Below are 17,046 nucleotides of genomic sequence, written 5' to 3' on the forward strand. Positions count from 1 at the left end.
GCTCCGGGGGTCAGACGCCCCAGCGCGCGGGCGACGGAAGCGCGCGGTCGTGCACCTCGACGCCCGACGGGGAGACGGATGCCGTGGCGTACAGCAGCGACTGCGTGGGGTAGCCGTGCGGGCGGTTGTCGCGGATGATCGCGCGGTCGTCCTCCGGGGGCAGCACGGCGGTCTCACCCAGCAGCCCGACCCACTCCGACGCCCAGTCGCCCTCGGCATCCGTTCCCCGGAGGGCGCGGAAGCGGTCCAGCCAGGCCTCGATCCGCGGGGTGGCCGGATCGTCGAGATCGTCGTGCGCGATCATGTGCACGCCGCGGGGGATCGGCGTCTCGCGCAGGGCGTCGCCGTCCCACGACAGCACGCGCGCGCCCTCCGGTCCGACCTCGAGGAGGTTGAACCCGTGCATCGGCACCGGTCCGTCCGGGGAGCGGCCCGACACGGACTCGAGGGTGAGCGAGCCCCGTGTCTGCGCCCGCGAGTCGGGCAGATCGCCCAGGTCGGCCCGGTTCAGCAGCACCGCGAGGCGACGCTTCTCCGGATCGACCGCGAGCCAGGCGCCGCCCGCCCGGCGGTCGCGGATGCCGAGTACTCCCGGATACTGCTCCGGCCACCACGGACCGAGGCCGTCCCAGGCCCGATCGGGGTCTTCGTCGCGCACGGCCAGGAGCCGCGCAGATCCGGCATCCTCGACATCGATCACGACCGTGCACACGTTTCCGAGTCTAGATCCGCCCGCGCGCCCTGGACTCGGCCCAGGATGCCGAGGGGTCATGAAAGGCCCGGTGGGGTGGGGGCCGTGCGGCGTGTCTTGACCCCTCGGCGCGTGGGTCGGCAGGCTCGCCGGCAGAACGCCCGAGCGGGAACCGCCCCGGCGGGTGGGATGCTGGGGCAGAATCGGAGGCGTGAACATCGTCGTCGGAGTCACGGGCGGCATCGCCGCGTACAAGACGGTGCACCTCGTGCGCCTCCTCACCAAGGCCGGTCATGAGGTGACGGTCGTTCCCACCGAGGATGCGCTGCGCTTCGTCGGCACGCCGACCTGGGAGGCCATCAGCCGCCACCCCGTGACGACGAGCGTGCACGAGGACGTCGCAAAGGTCCGGCACGTCGCCCTCGGCCAGAACGCCGACCTCGTCATCGTCGCCCCGGCGACGGCGAACAGCATCGCGGCCATGACCGCGGGACTGGCGGGCGACCTGCTCGGCACCACGCTGCTCGCGACGATGGCCCCGGTGCTGATCGCGCCGGCGATGCACACCGAGATGTGGCGGCATCCCGCGACCCAGGCGAACATCGCGACGCTGCAGAGTCGCGGCGTGCACCTGGTCGGCCCCGCCGAGGGCGAGCTCGCGGGCGGCGATTCGGGACCGGGGCGGATGGCCGAGCCCGAGGAGATCTTCGTCCGCGCGACGGCGCTGCTCTCGGCCGGCGACCTCGATGGTCTGCGGGTGGCGATCTCGGCGGGCGGCACGCGCGAGCCCATCGATCCGGTCCGCTTCCTGGGCAATCGGTCCAGCGGCCGTCAGGGGGTCGCGCTCGCCGCGGAGGCCGCCGCGCGCGGGGCCACGGTCACGCTCGTGGCCGCGCACGTCGATGCGGCGGTGCTGGCTGCGGCGCAGCAACCGTCCGTCCGCGTGGTGCCGGTCGGCACGGCCAGGGAGCTCTCGGCGGCGATGAAGGATGCCGCGGCCGACGCCGACGTCGTGATCATGGCGGCGGCGGTCGCCGACTACCGTCCGGTCGAGGCGGCCGACCACAAGCTCACCAAGGCGGAGGGCGGGCTCGGGCGGATCGAGCTCGTCGAGAACGAGGACGTCGTGGCGGCGCTGGCGACCGCGCGGGCGGAGGGGCGCGCGGCGGCCGGGCAGACGATCGTCGCGTTCGCAGCCGAGACGCTGACGAATGCCGAGGAGCGGCGCGAGCGCGCGCGGGGCAAGCGCGAGCGCAAGGGTGTCGATCTGCTGGCGGTGAACCTGGCGGATGCCGAGCACGGCTTCGAGCGGCCCGACAACGAGATCGAGGTGATCGGCGGGGGTGGGGCCGTGATCGCCACCGCCTCGGGCACGAAGCGGCAGGTCGCCCGCGCCCTGTGGGATGCGGTGCTCGCGAGCCGCTGACGGGGGCAGGCGTTGTCAGAGCCCGACGCTGTTGCTAAACTTGAGTCAAGCCCGCTCAACTTTGAGTGACCACGACCAGGCCCCGACCAGAAGGAGTCTCCCAGGAGGAACAGATGACGACCCCACAGACCGGTTCGCAGAACGAAGACCAGCAGTCCGCCCTCGAGCAGTTCGGCATCAACCTGACCGACCGCGCCCGTCAGGGCAAGCTCGACCCCGTGATCGGCCGCGACAGCGAGATCCGCCGCGTCAGCCAGGTGCTCACCCGTCGCACGAAGAACAACCCGGTGCTGATCGGCGAGCCCGGCGTCGGCAAGACCGCCGTCGTCGAAGGCCTCGCGCAGCGCATCGTCGCCGGTGACGTCGCCGAGTCGCTCAAGGACAAGGAGCTGGTCACGCTCGACATCTCCGCGCTCGTCGCCGGGGCGATGTACCGCGGGCAGTTCGAGGAACGTCTGAAGCAGGTCCTCACGGAGATCACCGAGTCCGAGGGGCGCATCATCACCTTCATCGACGAGCTGCACGTGCTCATGGGCGCGGGCGGCGGCGAGGGATCGGTCGCGGCCTCCAACATGCTCAAGCCGATGCTCGCCCGCGGCGAGCTGCACCTGATCGGTGCGACCACGCTCAACGAGTACCGCGAGTTCATCGAGAAGGATGCCGCGCTCGAACGCCGCTTCCAGCAGGTGTACGTCGGCGAGCCCACCGTCGAAGACACCATCGCGATCCTCCGCGGCCTCAAGGAGCGCTACGAGGCGCACCACAAGGTCGCCATCTCCGACGGCGCCCTCGTCGCCGCGGCATCCCTCTCCAACCGGTATCTGCCCGCCCGGCAGCTGCCCGACAAGGCCATCGACCTGATCGACGAGGCCGCCTCGCGGCTGCGCATGGAGATCGATTCGGCCCCGGTCGAGATCGACGAGCTGCGGCGGCACGTCGACCGCCTGAAGCTCGAGGAGCTCGCCCTCAAGAAGGAGAAGGACGCAGCGTCGAAGGAGCGCCTCGCCGCGCTCCGCGCCGACCTCGCGACCGAGGAGGCGAAGCTCGGCGAGCTGCAGGAGCGGTGGGAGCGCGAACGCGCCTCGCTGAACCGCGTCGGCGACCTGAAGACCCGCCTCGACGCGGCCCGCATCGACGCCGAGCGCGCGCAGCGCGAGGGCAACCTCGAGAAGGCGTCTCGGCTGCTCTACGCCGAGATCCCCGCGCTGGAGCGCCAGCTGATGGAGGCGGAGCGCTCGGAGTCCGACGGCTCGGGTGCCGGCGACCAGCGCCGCATGGTCAACGAGCAGGTCACCGACGAGGACATCGCCGCCGTCATCGCGGCCTGGACCGGCATCCCGGTCGGCCGTCTGCTGCAGGGCGAGACCGAGAAGCTGCTGCACCTCGAATCCGAGCTCGGCAAGCGGCTCATCGGCCAGAAGGACGCGGTGAAGGCCGTGTCGGATGCCGTGCGCCGCTCGCGCGCGGGGATCAGCGACCCCGGTCGCCCGACCGGATCGTTCCTGTTCCTCGGTCCGACCGGTGTCGGCAAGACCGAGCTGGCGAAGGCGCTCGCGCAGTTCCTCTTCGACGACGAGCACGCCATGGTGCGCATCGACATGTCGGAGTACGGCGAGAAGCACTCGGTGTCGCGGCTCGTCGGCGCCCCTCCCGGGTACGTCGGGTACGAGCAGGGCGGTCAGCTGACCGAGGCCGTGCGCCGGCGACCGTACAGCGTGATCCTGCTCGACGAGGTCGAGAAGGCCCACCCCGAGGTGTTCGACATCCTCCTGCAGGTGCTCGACGACGGACGCCTCACCGACGGTCAGGGCCGGACGGTCGACTTCTCGAACGTCATCCTGATCCTCACGTCGAACCTCGGCTCGCCGATCCTCATCGACCCCGTGCTCTCGCCCGACGAGAAGCGGGAGCAGGTGATGACCCTGGTGCGCCAGGCGTTCCGCCCGGAGTTCCTGAACCGGCTCGACGACATCGTCATGTTCCAGGCGCTCAGCCAGGACGACCTCGCGCAGATCGTCGAGCTGTCGGTCGACCAGCTGCACGACCGGCTCCGCGACCGCCGGCTCACGCTGGCCGTCACCCCGGACGCGCGGGCCTGGCTCGCCGAGCGCGGCTACGACCCGGTGTTCGGTGCGCGGCCGCTGCGGCGCCTCATCCAGACCGAGGTGCAGAACAAGCTGGCGACCGCGCTGCTCTCCGGCGGCGTGCGCGACGGCGACACGGTGCGCGTCGATGTCGCGGCCGACGGCTCCGGGCTCGCGCTCACGTCCACCGGGCCGAGCGCGATGGATGCCGACGACGAGGACGACGTGATCGAGGCCGAGCTGCTCGACGACTGACGTCGTCCGCGGCATCCGGTGCTCAGGGACCGGGGGGTGACGCCCGTCGGTCCCTGAGCGAGGAGCACAGCGAGACGAAGGGCGCGCAGTGCTCCGGCCTACCGAAGCCGCTCTCCCCGGATCCCGCCGAGCGCATCCTTCTCGAGCCCCTGCCCGATGAGCGAGTGCCGGCGCGAGTAGGCGAAGTAGATGACGAGACCGGCGGCGAGCCAGATCGCGAACCGCACCCAGGTCTCGGTGCTCAGGTTCAGCATGAGCCAGAAGCAGGCGAGCGCCGAGATCCACGGCAGCCACGGCGAGAACGGCACCATGAACGGCCGCTCCAGGTCGGGACGGGTCTTGCGCAGGATGGGCACGCCGATGCTGACCAGCACGAACGCCGACAGCGTGCCGATGTTGATCATGTCGCCCAGCACCTGCACGTTCGTGAAGCCGGCGATCAGGGCGATCACCACGCCGACGATGAGCTGGATGCGGATCGGCGTGCCGCGCTTGGCGTCCGTGACGCTCAGCGAGCGGGGGAGCAGCCCGTCGCGGCTCATCGCGAACACGACGCGCGCGAGGCCCATGAGCAGCACCATGACGACCGTCGTGAGCCCGACGAGGCTGCCGATCGCGATGACCTGCGCCGCCCACGTCGCCCCGACGAGCTCGAAGGCGCTCGAGAGCGACGGCTCCTCCAGCTCGGCGAGCTCGGTGTACGAGACCATGCCGGTGATGACGATCGCGACCAGCACGTACAGCACCGTCACGATGACGAGGCCCAGCATGATGCCGCGGGGCACGGTGCGCTTCGGGTCCTTCGTCTCCTCGGCGCTCGTGGCGACGACGTCGAAGCCGATGAAGGCGAAGAACACGAGCGCGGCTCCGCTGAGGATGCCGAAGACGCCGTAGATCGACGGGTCGGCACCGGTCATGAACGAGAAGAGCGACTGGGTCCAGGCGCTCTCCGACGCGGCGCCCGGCTCCGCCGGCGGCACGAACGGCGTGTAGTTGGCGCCGTTGACGAAGAAGAGGCCGACCACGATGACGAACAGCACGATCGCGACCTTGATGACCGTGAACACGCTGTTCACCCGGCTCGACAGGCGCGTGCCCAGGGCCAGCAGGACCGTGAAGATCGCGACGATCACGACGGGGCCCCAGTCGAACGCGAGCGGCCCCAGCTGCAGCGTCATCGGGATCTCGAGGTCGAACAGCGACACCGCGTCGCCCAGGTAGACGCCCCAGTACTTCGCGATGACGGCCGAGGCCATGAGCATCTCGAGGATGAGGTCCCACCCGATGATCCAGGCGAGGAACTCGCCGAGCGTCGAGTAGGTGAAGGTGTAGGCCGACCCGGCGACGGGGATCGACGAGGCGAACTCCGCGTAGCAGAGGATCGCGAGACCGCACACGACGGCGGCGATGAGGAACGAGATGATGACGGCGGGCCCGGCATGGCGGGCGGATGCCTCGGCCCCGACCGAGAAGATGCCGGCGCCGACCGCGACGGCGACGCCCATGACCGCGAGATCCCAGACACCGAGGGAGCGTTTGAGCGACCGCTTCTCGTCGTGCGTCTCCGCCATCGACTGCTCGACGGACTTCACCCTGCGCTGAATGGCCATGCCGACGAGTTTAGATCGCGGGGGTCCGGCCGCACCCCTCACAAACCGAAACGCTCCCGTCGCACCCCTGTCGGATCACGACGGGAAGTGCGACGGGAGCGGGAGCGTCCGGAGCGCGGCTCAGGCGCTGAGGATCACGGTCTCCGCGATCGGGCGGCGCACCCGGGGAGCGGTCTCGCGCTGCTGCAGCACCTCGGGAAGCGACTCCACGTCGCCGAACTCGCCGACGGCGATGACGGTCACGGCGGTGAAGCGGGGCTCGAGGTCGGCGAACTCGCGGACGACCTCGGGGTCGAACCCGCTCATCTGGTGCACGTGCAGGCCGTCGTGGTGGGCCTGCACCGAGAAGTGGGCGACGGCCTGGCCGAGGTCGTAGAGGGCGTGCGTGATCGGGGTGCCGTCTGCGGTGGCGGTCTCGGCGACGGCGACCACGAGGGCGGCGGCGTCGGGGGCCCAGGTCTGGTTGAAGCCCATGAGCGAGTCGACGACCTGCGCGTGCAGGGCGGTGCCGCGGCGGGCGACGATGAACCGCCAGGGCTGCGTGTTGTTGGCCGACGGGGTCCACCGGGCGGCCTCCAGCGCGGCGGCGAGCTTGCCCTCGTCGATCGGCGTGGTGGGGTCGTAGGCGCGCGGGCTCCAGCGCTCGGCGAGGACGTCGAGGACGGGGTGCTCGGTGGGAGCGGTGCGGACGAGAGCGGTGGGGATGCTCATGGTGGTGCCTTTCAGACGGGAGCCGATCGGACTCCGTCGTCCGCGTACCCCTCCCGAAACGTATGTGCACGCATGGATATTCCCCGATGGACGGCATCCGTCGCACCCGACGGCGAGACCCACCGCTGCAGACGGCGCAGCGGTGGGTCTCGGACGGTGGATGCCGTGGCGACTAGCCCCGGAGAGCCTCGCCCAGCTTGACCCGCGAGCCCATGCGCAGCAGCGAGTTCTCGTAGATCTTCGCGCCGATCACGATCGCGGCGACGCAGCTGGCCAGCAGGATCACCAGCGACACGAGCGGCTCCCACCACTGCGCCTCGCCGACGAACAGCCGCATCGGCATCCCCACCGGGGCGGAGAACGGCACGTACGACATGATCGTCAGCACCAGCTGGTTGTCGTTGAAGATGATGACCAGGATGTACGGGGCCATGATGAGCATCGTGATCGGGGTGGTGGTCGCGCCGATGTCCTCCTGACGCGAGACCATCGATGCCGCGGCGGCGAACAGCGACGCCAGCAGCACGAACCCGAAGAGGAAGAACACCGCGAACCAGATAATCGGGGCGCCGAGCATCGTCAGCACGTCGCGCTGGCCGGTCACGATCAGCCCCACCGTCGCGATCGCGGCGAGCAGCACGATCTGGGCCATCGCGAGGATGGTGTTGCCGATCACCTTGCCGGCGAGCAGCACCCGTGCGGGGATCGCCGACAGCAGCAGCTCGACCACGCGGGTCTGCTTCTCCTCCACCACGCTCTGCGCGATCGTGCCGCCGAAGGTCGACGCGGCCATGAGGAACACGATGCCGAAGGCCAGCGCGATGAAGTACCGCAGCAGCGGGTTGGTGGTCACCGGTTCGAGGATCTCGATCTGGGGCGCCTGCGAGAGCCCCGATACGAGCGAGCCCGGGGCGTCCGTCAACGCGATCACCGTGAAGCCGGTGGGACCACTCGACGGGACGACCGCCGCGTCGACCTGGTCATCGCGCACGAGCTCTTCCGCCGCGGCCTGGTCGGCGACCTCGGTCACCTCGACGCCGGGCAGGGCCGACACGGCGGCCGACGTCTCGCTGGTGACGGCCACGGGCATGGCCTCGGTGTTCTTGCTCGCGAAGCCTCCGATCAGGATGCCGGCGAGCGCGATGAGCATGAGGATCACGGTCGAGATGACGAAGGCCTTGCTGCGCAGGCGCGAGCCGATCTCGCGCTCGGCGACCAGCCAGATGCCGCTCGAGCTGCGCAGCGCCGTGGTGCCGCCGGTCGGAGCCGCGGAGCTGCGCCGCGACCCGGGGTCCTGGGGGCCGGAGTCGGTCGAAGCGTTCACTGGATGACCTCCTTGAAGATCTGGGCGAGGGAGGGATGCTTGGGGGCGAAGCTCGCGACGTCGCCGCGCTCGACCGCCGTGCGGAGCACTCGCTGGGCGGTCTCGGCGCCGTCGGTGTCGAAGAGCGCGTAGCCGCCCTCGAAGTCGACGACCGTGACCCCCGGCTCGGTGCGCAGCCACCCCGCGTCGCCGGAGGAGACGAGCTCGTACCGGCTGCCCGCGTGCTCGGCGCGGAGGCCGTCGCGCGACCCCGCGGCCCGGATGGTGCCGCCCGCGAGGATGACCAGGTCGTCGCAGAGGCGCTCGACGACGTCGAGCTGGTGTGAGGAGAACAGGATGCTGGCGCCCCGCGCGGCGGTCGCCTGGAGCGTGCTCGCCACGACGTCGACCGCGAGCGGGTCGAGACCCGAGAACGGCTCGTCGAGGATGAGCACCTTCGGGTCGTGGACGAGCGCGGCGGCGATCTGGGCGCGCTGCTGGTTGCCGAGCGACAGCGACTCGATCGTGTCGTTCAGGCGCTCGCCGAGCCCGAGGTCCTCGAGGATCGCGGTCGCCCGCGTCGTGGCATCCGCCTTGCCGAAGCCGTGCAGGCGGGCGAGGTAGACGATCTGCTCCAGCACCTTCATCTTGGGATAGAGGCCGCGCTCCTCGGGCATGTAGCCGAAGCCGCGGCGGTCCTCCGCGGTCAGGGGCGCCGTCCCGAACTGCACGGTCCCCGCGTCGGAGTTCAGCAGACCGAGGATGATCCGCATGGTCGTGGTCTTGCCGGCGCCGTTGCCGCCGACGAAGCCCGTGAGGCGGCCGGGGGCCACCTCGAAGGAGACGTCGTCGAGCACGCGGCGGGAGCCGTAGCTCTTGGTGATGCCGTGGAGTTCGAGCTTTCCTGTCATGCCTCCACGCTAGGGATGGAGCGGATGCCGCGGCATCCCCCGCGCGGTGGATTGCGGCGCGTCCGCCGTGCGGCGGAGGGGTCAGCCGTGCGGCGGCACCCGGCGGCCGATGTGCAGCACCGTGCGGACGAGGAGGCCCGCGACCAGCGCCCAGAAGGCGGCGCTCACGCCGAGAACGGAGATGCCCGAGGCCGCGACCAGGAAGGTCACGACGGCCGGGAGGCGCTCGCCGGGGTCGTCGATCGCCTGCTGCACGGCCGAGCCGAAGGCGGCGAACAGCGCGAGCCCCGCGACGGCCGGGATCACCGCGTCGGGAGCCAGCACCACGAGCGCGGCGAACGCGGCCGAGAACGCGCCGAGGACCAGGTACGAGCCCCCGGTCGAGACCCCCGCGACCCACCGCCGCCTCGGATCGGGGTCGGCGTCGGGGGCGGCAGCGAGGGCGGCGCTGATGGCGGCGAGGTTGATCGCGTGCCCGCCCGCCGGGGCGCCCAGCGCGGTGCCGAGCCCGGTGACGAGCATCGCGGGTCGCCACGGCACCTCGTAGCCGAAGCTGCGCATGATGGCGATGCCGGGCACGTTCTGCGAGGCCATCGTGACGATGAACAGCGGCAGGGCCAGACCCACGAGCGCGCCCGTGGTGAACGTCGGGACGGTGATCTCGATGCGGGGGATCAGGATGCCGGGGTCGACCGCGGCCCCCTTTCGCACCAGGTCGACCGCCACGACGATCGCCGCGGCGACGAAGGCCAGCGGCACCGCCCAGCGCGGCGCGAGGCGGATCATGACCAGCCAGGTCAGCACGACCGGGACGACACCCCAGGGGTTCGCGACGATGCCGGTCAGCGGCGCGAGACACAGGGGGAGGAGCACGCCCGCGAGCATCGCCTGGGCGATCGAGGGCGGGATGCGGGCGATCAGACCGCCGAGAGCGGGCCAGAGCGCCGTCAGCAGGATGAGCGCCGCCGTGACGAGGAACGCCCCCACCGCCGCCGGCCAGCCGCCCTCGACCGCGCCGGTCGCGACGAGGAGGGCCGCGCCGGGGGTGGACCAGGCGCACGTGATCGGCATGCGGTAGCGCCACGCGAGCACCACGCACGCGAGGCCCATCGTGAGGCTGGCGGCGAGGAGTCCGCTGGACGCCTGCGCCGCAGAAGCCCCGACGGCGGTGAGACCCGTGAGCACGACGGCGAACGAGCTCGTGAATCCGACCAGCGCCGTGACGACACCCGCGAGGATCGGACGCGACAGCGGCGCCCGCGGTGCGGGGGTGGGAGCGGCGGAGGCGGACATGGATCCGAGGCTAGCGGGCGCGACCGTCGCGCGCGGTGCGGCGGCGTCGGCGGCTCAGGCGAGCCCCCGACGGTGCGCGAGAACCACCGCCTGTACCCGGTCGCGGGCGCCCAGCTTCTGCAGGATGCGCGACACGTGCGTCTTCACCGTCGCCTCGCCGATGAAGAGCGCGGCGGCGATCTCGGCGTTGCTGCGGGCATCGGCGAGCAGGGTGAGGACCTCGGCCTCGCGCTCCGTGAACGGCTCGGCGAGGGGCGGCAGGCCGGCCGCCGTCGCAGACGCGGGCCCGGCCGCGGGGCGTCCCGAGCGCGGGAGCGAGGCGTCGTGCGCGGCCGGGTGGGGCGCGGCAGACGTCGAGGGCCTGGCGTCCGGCGACCCGGGGACGGCTCCGGCGAATCGTGCGAGCACGCGACGGGTTACCTGGGGCGCCAGCATCCCGTCGCCGGCGGCCAGGGCGCGGACGGCGGCGATGAGGTCTTCCGCTCCCGCGTTCTTGAGCAGGAAACCGCTGGCCCCGGCGTCGAGAGCCTGGTAGAGGTAGTCGTCGCGGTCGAAGGTCGTGACGATCGCGATCGCCGCGGTGATGCGGGCATCCGCCACGATCCGCCGGGTGGCCTCGATGCCGTCCATGTCGGGCATCTGCACGTCCATCGAGATCACGTCGGGCTGCAGGGCCGCGGCCTGGGCGATGGCGTCCGCGCCCGTCGCCGCCTCGCCGACGACCTCGATGTCGGGCTGCGTGTCGAGGATCGTGCGGAACCCCGCGCGCAGCAGGGCGTGATCGTCCACGAGGAGGACGCGGATGGGGGAGTCGGTCATTCGACGGTGCTCGCCTTCGACGGGATCGATGTCGGTCGGGGTGACCCGCTCGCTCCGGGCAGAGGCACCCGGGCCCGCACCCGGAGCCCCCCGCGCGGACGCGGGGACACCTCGATCGTCCCGCCCGAGGCGATGGCGCGCTCGCGCATGCCGAGCTGGCCGAGCCCGGGCCGCAGCTGGCCCACCACGCGGCCGGTGTTGACGACCTCGACCTCGACGCCGTCGTCGTCGTAGCGCACGCGGACGTCCGCCGTGGCGTCGGGACCCGCGTGCCGGCGGGCGTTGGTGAGTGCCTCCTGCACGATCCGGTACAGGTTCACCGCGACGACCGAGGGCACCGGCACCGGCTCCCCGATCACGGTGTAGTCGGTCGGCAGCCCGGCTTCGTCCGAAGCGTCGACGAGCTCCGGGATGTCGGCCAGACCGAGGGTCGACGCGGTCTCCGTCGTCTCGCCGCCCGGGGCGCGCAGCGTCTCCAGCAGCTGACGCAGCTCGCCGATCGCGTCGCGCGCGGACGCCTCGATGCCGGTGAGGATGCTCTTCGCCTTCGCGGCATCCTGATCGACCACCAGCCGCGCCGCACCGGCCTGCACGCCCATGACCGACACATGATGGGCGACCACGTCGTGCAGCTCGCGCGCGATGCGCACCCGGTCGAGCGCCACGGCCTGCGCCGCGGTGACCTCGCGCTCCCGCTCCAGCTCGCGCGTGCGCTCCTCGAGCACCGCGCGCTGCGCCGCCGCCGACCACGACCGCTCGCCGAAGTAGTATGCGCCGCCGAAGTACAGCATGTTCAGCAGGATCTGGATGAGCATGAACGCGACGTAGGGCGACATCGCCCCCGCCACCACGTCGGCGGCGGCGGCTTCGCTGATGGCCTCGCGGTACATGGTGATCAGCAGCCAGGCGAACATCCCGACGATGATCGCGACCCGCACGATCATGGCTCGACGGCGGTCGTTCATCCAGGCGCCGACCGTGTAGATGGCGATGAACATAGCGATGTTGCCGACGTAGATCTCGGGCACCCGCACGGTGACCGCCACGAAGTACGCCACCGAGACGACGATCGAGACCGTCGCGGGCCAGCGTCGCCGCACGGCGAGGGGCGCCGTCACGACGACCGCGTAGAGCAGGGCCGTCCAGAGCTCCGCCTGCTCGTCGCCGTAGATCTGCGAGATCGACGACAGGGCCGCGCTGAGGATCGCGCCGACGAAGAGCACGCCCGCCAGCAGGAGGTCGCTGCGGTGATCGCGCGGAGTCGCGGTGCGGGTGAACTCGGCGGGCATGGTTCCACCGTAGGACGACACCGGGGCCCGGGCATCCCCCGCGCGGCGGATACCCACGGTTCTCGCGGGGAACGCGCACCCCAGAGCACCTCACGCAGCGAAGGAGATCTCCCACGCAGCGACGAGACGAAGGATTGACGCAAGGCACGTGTTCTGCGAGGGTCCCTGCATCGAGGCGAGCGCGCCGTGCGCCCGCCCGCGGTCACCGCGCGAAGGAGCACGACATGAGCAGCAGCATCCCCTCCCCGGGTCGCATCCTGATCGACCTCTTCCTGACGCTCGACGGCGTCGCCCAGGGTCCGGGCGGCCCGGGGGAGGACACCTCGGGAGGCTTCCGCTACAGCGGCTGGCAGGCCGGCTACCCGAGTCCCGGAGTTGGACCCGAGATCGAGAAGGGGATGCGCGGGCTCGACGCCCTCCTGCTCGGACGCCGCACCTACGACATCTTCGCTTCGTACTGGCCGCACCACACGGACGGCGACGAGGGGTGGATCGGCCGACTGTTCGACCGGGTGCCGAAGTACGTCGCGTCGCGAGACTCCGACATCGCCCTCGACTGGCAGGGCAGCACGCGGGTCGGCGACGACCTCGCCGCCGAGATCGTCGGCCTTCGGGAGGCGCACCGTGAGGTGCACGTGATCGGCAGCATCGACCTCGCGCACTCCCTGCTCGCCGCCGGACTGTTCGACGAGCTGAATCTCTGGGTCTACCCGCTCCTGCTCGGCACCGGCAAGAAGGTCTTCGACGACGGCGCGATGCCGGCCGTGCTGCGGCTGCTCGAACCGCCGATCACCGACGACGCGGGCGTGATCCTGCTCCGGTACGGCAGGACCGACCGCACGCCGGAGATCGGATCGTTCGCCTAGCCCTGCGGCGGGAGCCCCTCGCGCAGCACCCTCTCGATGACGCGGGCGACACCGTCGTCGTCGTTCGAGCGCGCCACCTCGTCGGCCGCGTCGCGCACGACGTCGGATGCCCCGGCCATCGCCACACCGTGCCCCGCCCACCGCAGCATCTCGACGTCGTTCAGAGCATCGCCGAACGCGACCACTTCTTCCCGGTGGATGCCGAGATGCTCACTGAGGCGCGCGAGCCCGGTCGCCTTGGTCACCCCTTCGGCCATGACCTCGACGAACGGCGCCCCCGAGAGCGTGGCCTCGAAGCCCGAGAGGCCGAGGGATCGCAGGGTGTCGAAGAGCACCGTGGGGGCGAGCTCCGGATGCCGGATCACGAACTTCAGGCTCGGCGCCGCGAGCACCTGGTCGAGGGGGACGCCGCCCATCGTGTCGGGGTCGCGCTTGTGGTCGGAGTGCGCGGCGATCGCGGCGTACCCCTCCTGCGCCACGAACGCCTCCCCGCCGTCGCGGACGCTGGCGAAGAGGAGCCCCGGGATGCTCGCGCGCAGAGCCTCGGCCAGCGTGCGGATGGTTTCGGCGGGCAGTTCTTCGGCGAACAGCATCCGCCCGTCCGTGAGGTGCGTCGCGTAGGCGCCGTTGCTGCACAGCGCCCAGCCCCGGAACCCGGCGTCGCCCGCGATCGCCCGGAGGCCGATGGGCTGGCGGGCGGTGACGGGCACCACGTGGATGCCGTGGGCCCGAGCGGCGTCGAGAGCCGCGCGGGCGCGCGGCGTGACCGAGGTCGACGAGTCGAGCAGCGTGCCGTCGAGATCGGTCGCGATCAGTCGCAGGGCCACGCGCTGCTGCTCAGGAGAAGATCATGGGCAGGTCGTCGTCGTCGTCGGCGCCTCCGCCCAGGTCGAGTTCGGCCACGACCGGCACGTGGTCGCTGGGCTGCTCGCCCTTGCGCTCCTCGCGGTGGATGGACGCGCCGGTCACGGCGTCGGAGAACGCGCGCGACCCGAGGATGAAATCGATGCGGATGCCCTCGTTGCGCGGGAACTTCAGCCGCTGGTAGTCCCAGTACGTGTAGCCCTCGGGGAGCAGCGGTCGCACGACGTCGGTCACCCCGGCGTCGGCCAGCGCGAAGAACGCGGCGCGCTCGGGAGGTGACACGTGGGTCGAGACGCCCTCGACGATGTCGGGGTCGCCGTTGTCGGAGTCGAAGGGGATGATGTTGAAGTCGCCCACGAGCGCGAGCGGAAGGTCGGGGTTCGCCGACAGCTCGGACGCCGTCGAGTTCTTCAGCGCCTCGAGCCAGTGCAGCTTGTAGAGGTAGTGCGGATCGTGGAGCGAGCGGCCGTTCGGCACGTACAGGCTCCACACCCGCACGCCGTCGACCATCACGCCGAGCGCGCGCGCCTCGAGCGGAGCGTCGGGCCCCTCGTGACCCTTCGCGAACCCGGGCATGCCGTCGAAGGCCGTGCGCACATCGCTCATCGGCAGGCGGCTCGCGATCGCCACGCCGTTCCACTGGTTGAGTCCGTGGACCTCGACCTGATAGCCGGCCTCTTCGAACGCCGCGTACGGGAACTGCTCGGGCTTGCACTTGATCTCCTGCATCGCCAGCACGTCGATGTCTTCCCGCACGGCGAACTCGACCGTGCGGGCGACGCGGGTGCGGATGGAGTTGACGTTCCAGGTGGCCAAGCGCATGCGACCAGCCTAGTTGCGGGGTCGGACACGCGACGCCGGGCGGCCGAGCCTCCCGCACCGCCGGCCCGCAGAGCCCGACCGACGGCGACGACACCCCGCTGCGCGCCCTGACAGCGCAGTCATCGACGGTGCGCTCTACACTGGACGCCGTGACCGCACTCGACGCAGACCGCCCCCGCCTCCTCGACCTCATCCGGGACGAGGCCGTGTTCCACGGCGACTTCACCCTCTCCAGCGGCAAGAAGGCGACGTACTACGTCGACATGCGCAAGCTGACCCTCGACCACCGCGCCGCTCCGGCGATCGGCCGCATCATGCTCGACCTCGTCTCCGATCTCGCCATCGTCGCCGTCGGCGGCCTCACGCTGGGCGCCGACCCCATCGCCAACGCGGTTATGCACGCCTCCGTCGCGACCGACCGCCCGCTCGACGCCTTCGTCGTGCGCAAGGAGCCGAAGGATCACGGCCGGGGACGCCAGATCGAGGGCGCCGACGTCGCGGGCAAGCGCGTCGTCGTGCTCGAGGACACGTCGACCACCGGGCAGTCGGCGCTGAAGGCCGTCGAGGCCCTCCGCCGCGAGGGCGCCGAGGTCGTCGCCGTCGCCGTGATCGTCGACCGCAAGACCGGCGCGCAGGCCGCCATCGAAGCCGAGGGCCTCGAGTGGCGCGCCGCCTTCGACCTCGACGACCTCGGACTCGACCCCCAGTGACGAGGTACGCCCTCGCCGTCGACGTCGGCGGCACGAAGATGGAGGCGGCGCTCGTCTCCGAGGACGGCACCCTCGTCGTCGGCAGCCGCAGCCGCCAGGCGACCGGGCGCGAGGCGACGTTCGCCTCGCTGAATGCCGCCGTCGCGGCCATCGTCCGTCATGCGCTCGCCGCGCTCCCTGCGGACGGCGAGATCGTCGGCGCCGGTGCCGGCAGCGCCGGACCCATCGACCGTGCGGCCGGAGCCATCGTCCCCGTGAACATGCCGTCCGCCCGCGGGTACGGCCTGGCCGAGGCGGTCCGCCGCGAGGCGTCCGCCGTGCTCGGACGCGATGTCCCGACCGTTCTCGGACACGACGGAGGAGCGCTCGCGCTTGCCGAGTCGTGGCGCGGCGCGACGCAGGATGCCCGAGCCTCTCTCTCGATCGTCGTCTCGACCGGCGTGGGCGGGGGGTTCGTGGTCGGCGGCGCGTACATCCCCGGTGCGTCCGGCAACGCCGGCCACCTCGGCCAGGTCCGCCGTGAGGGCGGACTGACCCTCGAGGAGATCGCGTCGGGACCGGCCAGTGCCGCCTGGGCGCAGGCGCAGGGCTGGCACGGCGCCACCGGCGAAGACCTGGCGAAGGATGCGGCGGCCGGCGATCCGCTCGCCCGGGCCGCGATCGAACGCTCCGCCACGGCGGTCGGCGAGGCGCTGGCGGATGCCGCGACGCTCGTCGACCTCGACATGGTCGCGATCGGCGGAGGATTCTCCCGGGTCTCCGACGACTACATCGAACTCGTGCAGCAGGCGCTCACCGCCAGTGCGGTGCACGAGTACTCCCGCCGTGCGCGGGTCGTGCGGTCGGGCCTCGGTGACGAGGGTCCCCTGATCGGCGCGGCGGCGCTCGTGCTGCGCTAGAGATGCGGCGATCCGGGGGCGGTCAGCGCCCCGGGACGACAAGGTGCCGCACGGGACCCTCGATGCGGGCGATCGAGATCTTGATCGCCGTCGTGTCCTCGACGACCGCGTCGATGCGGGTGCTCAGCTTCAGGTCGAGTGCGTCGATGCGATCGCTGAGTCTTGCTTCGACGGCGTCGATGCGGTCGGTGAGCTTCGTGTCGAGAGCGTCGATACGGGCGTCGAGCCGCGTCTCGACGGCGTCGATGCGGTCGGTGAGCTTGGTCTCGACGGCGTCGATGCGGTCGGTGAGCATGGTCTCGACGGCGTCGATGCGGTCGGTGAGCTTCGTGTCGACGGCGTCGATGCGTCGGACGCACCAGGCGAAGCCGGCCAGCATCGAAGTGCCCAGCGTCAGCACGATGCCGATCGCGCTGATCACGATCGCGAGGGTCTCCACGGACACGAACACGTCCCTATTCTGCGGCTCGATCGGCCGCTGCGCCAGCCACGA

Annotated in this window: 16 protein-coding genes; 5 read left to right on the forward strand and 11 right to left on the reverse strand. The window is 71.4% G+C overall.

Features of this window, described 5'->3' with window-relative positions; translation table 11 throughout:
• Positions 1-10: 10 nt before the first annotated feature.
• Entirely contained in the window at positions 11-712 is a 702-nt protein-coding gene (locus tag AB3M82_RS09060; protein WP_412957215.1) for an NRDE family protein, read from the reverse strand.
• Between the two features lie 190 nt (positions 713-902).
• On the opposite strand from AB3M82_RS09060, the gene coaBC reads away from it, so the two are divergent.
• Together coaBC and AB3M82_RS09070 are read left to right on the forward strand one after the other, a co-directional pair.
• Entirely contained in the window at positions 903-2,117 is a 1,215-nt protein-coding gene (gene coaBC / locus AB3M82_RS09065) for a bifunctional phosphopantothenoylcysteine decarboxylase/phosphopantothenate--cysteine ligase CoaBC (protein ID WP_412957217.1), read from the forward strand.
• Positions 2,118-2,230: 113 nt separating this feature from the next.
• Positions 2,231-4,456, forward strand: a complete 2,226-nt coding sequence (locus AB3M82_RS09070) for an ATP-dependent Clp protease ATP-binding subunit (RefSeq protein WP_412957218.1) — start codon at positions 2,231-2,233, stop codon at positions 4,454-4,456.
• 98 nt (positions 4,457-4,554) lie between these two features.
• Here the strand turns inward: AB3M82_RS09070 and AB3M82_RS09075 are convergent, their stop codons facing one another.
• From AB3M82_RS09075 to AB3M82_RS09105, 7 genes are all read right to left on the reverse strand, one after another.
• Complete coding sequence (locus AB3M82_RS09075) at positions 4,555-6,066, reverse strand: amino acid permease (RefSeq protein WP_412957219.1); 1,512 nt, start codon at positions 6,064-6,066, stop codon at positions 4,555-4,557.
• Positions 6,067-6,186: 120 nt separating this feature from the next.
• A complete protein-coding gene (locus AB3M82_RS09080; protein WP_412957220.1) occupies positions 6,187-6,777 on the reverse strand; it encodes a nitroreductase family protein in 591 nt (196 codons plus the stop codon).
• Positions 6,778-6,949: 172 nt separating this feature from the next.
• The gene (locus tag AB3M82_RS09085; protein ID WP_412957221.1) at positions 6,950-8,101 is read right to left on the reverse strand and encodes an ABC transporter permease; all 1,152 of its coding nucleotides are present in this window, start codon (positions 8,099-8,101) and stop codon (positions 6,950-6,952) included.
• A complete protein-coding gene (locus tag AB3M82_RS09090) occupies positions 8,098-8,991 on the reverse strand; it encodes an ABC transporter ATP-binding protein (RefSeq protein WP_412957223.1) in 894 nt (297 codons plus the stop codon). The genes AB3M82_RS09085 and AB3M82_RS09090 overlap by 4 nt, the downstream gene beginning before the upstream one ends.
• Before the next feature lie 81 nt (positions 8,992-9,072).
• Complete coding sequence (locus AB3M82_RS09095) at positions 9,073-10,284, reverse strand: benzoate/H(+) symporter BenE family transporter (protein WP_412957225.1); 1,212 nt, start codon at positions 10,282-10,284, stop codon at positions 9,073-9,075.
• 54 nt (positions 10,285-10,338) lie between these two features.
• The gene (locus tag AB3M82_RS09100) at positions 10,339-11,103 is read right to left on the reverse strand and encodes a response regulator (protein ID WP_412957226.1); all 765 of its coding nucleotides are present in this window, start codon (positions 11,101-11,103) and stop codon (positions 10,339-10,341) included.
• Entirely contained in the window at positions 11,100-12,392 is a 1,293-nt protein-coding gene (locus tag AB3M82_RS09105; RefSeq protein WP_412957227.1) for a sensor histidine kinase, read from the reverse strand. Before AB3M82_RS09105 ends, AB3M82_RS09100 begins: the two co-directional genes overlap by 4 nt.
• 224 nt (positions 12,393-12,616) lie before the next feature.
• Here AB3M82_RS09105 and AB3M82_RS09110 point away from each other — a divergent pair, with 224 nt between their 5' ends.
• Positions 12,617-13,258, forward strand: coding sequence for a dihydrofolate reductase family protein (locus AB3M82_RS09110; protein WP_412957228.1), 642 nt, complete (start codon positions 12,617-12,619; stop codon positions 13,256-13,258).
• Here the strand turns inward: AB3M82_RS09110 and AB3M82_RS09115 are convergent.
• Positions 13,255-14,085 (reverse strand): HAD family hydrolase, encoded by an 831-nt coding sequence (locus AB3M82_RS09115; protein ID WP_412957229.1) that lies wholly within the window; start codon positions 14,083-14,085, stop codon positions 13,255-13,257. The genes AB3M82_RS09110 and AB3M82_RS09115 overlap by 4 nt on opposite strands.
• Before the next feature lie 10 nt (positions 14,086-14,095).
• The gene (locus tag AB3M82_RS09120) at positions 14,096-14,944 is read right to left on the reverse strand and encodes an exodeoxyribonuclease III (protein WP_412957231.1); all 849 of its coding nucleotides are present in this window, start codon (positions 14,942-14,944) and stop codon (positions 14,096-14,098) included.
• 149 nt (positions 14,945-15,093) lie between these two features.
• Here AB3M82_RS09120 and pyrE point away from each other — a divergent pair, with 149 nt between their 5' ends.
• Positions 15,094-15,654: an orotate phosphoribosyltransferase gene (pyrE, locus tag AB3M82_RS09125; protein WP_412957233.1), complete on the forward strand. Its 561-nt coding sequence runs from the start codon at positions 15,094-15,096 to the stop codon at positions 15,652-15,654.
• Positions 15,651-16,553, forward strand: a complete 903-nt coding sequence (locus tag AB3M82_RS09130) for an ROK family protein (protein ID WP_412957234.1) — start codon at positions 15,651-15,653, stop codon at positions 16,551-16,553. Before pyrE ends, AB3M82_RS09130 begins: the two co-directional genes overlap by 4 nt.
• Positions 16,554-16,575: 22 nt before the next feature.
• Here the strand turns inward: AB3M82_RS09130 and AB3M82_RS09135 are convergent, their stop codons facing one another.
• Positions 16,576-17,004, reverse strand: coding sequence for a hypothetical protein (locus tag AB3M82_RS09135; protein WP_412957236.1), 429 nt, complete (start codon positions 17,002-17,004; stop codon positions 16,576-16,578).
• Positions 17,005-17,046: the final 42 nt, after the last annotated feature.

This window comes from Microbacterium californiense (assembly GCF_047246625.1).
Classification (GTDB): domain Bacteria; phylum Actinomycetota; class Actinomycetes; order Actinomycetales; family Microbacteriaceae; genus Microbacterium.

Coding starts and splice junctions, on each gene's coding strand:
- AB3M82_RS09070 (WP_412957218.1), top strand. CDS start 2,231: ATGACGACCCCACAGACCGGTTCGCAGAACGAAGACCAGCAGTCCGCC.
- AB3M82_RS09075 (WP_412957219.1), bottom strand. CDS start 6,066: ATGGCCATTCAGCGCAGGGTGAAGTCCGTCGAGCAGTCGATGGCGGAG.
- AB3M82_RS09080 (WP_412957220.1), bottom strand. CDS start 6,777: ATGAGCATCCCCACCGCTCTCGTCCGCACCGCTCCCACCGAGCACCCC.
- AB3M82_RS09090 (WP_412957223.1), bottom strand. CDS start 8,991: ATGACAGGAAAGCTCGAACTCCACGGCATCACCAAGAGCTACGGCTCC.
- AB3M82_RS09095 (WP_412957225.1), bottom strand. CDS start 10,284: ATGTCCGCCTCCGCCGCTCCCACCCCCGCACCGCGGGCGCCGCTGTCG.
- AB3M82_RS09100 (WP_412957226.1), bottom strand. CDS start 11,103: ATGACCGACTCCCCCATCCGCGTCCTCCTCGTGGACGATCACGCCCTG.
- AB3M82_RS09105 (WP_412957227.1), bottom strand. CDS start 12,392: ATGCCCGCCGAGTTCACCCGCACCGCGACTCCGCGCGATCACCGCAGC.
- AB3M82_RS09110 (WP_412957228.1), top strand. CDS start 12,617: ATGAGCAGCAGCATCCCCTCCCCGGGTCGCATCCTGATCGACCTCTTC.
- AB3M82_RS09120 (WP_412957231.1), bottom strand. CDS start 14,944: ATGCGCTTGGCCACCTGGAACGTCAACTCCATCCGCACCCGCGTCGCC.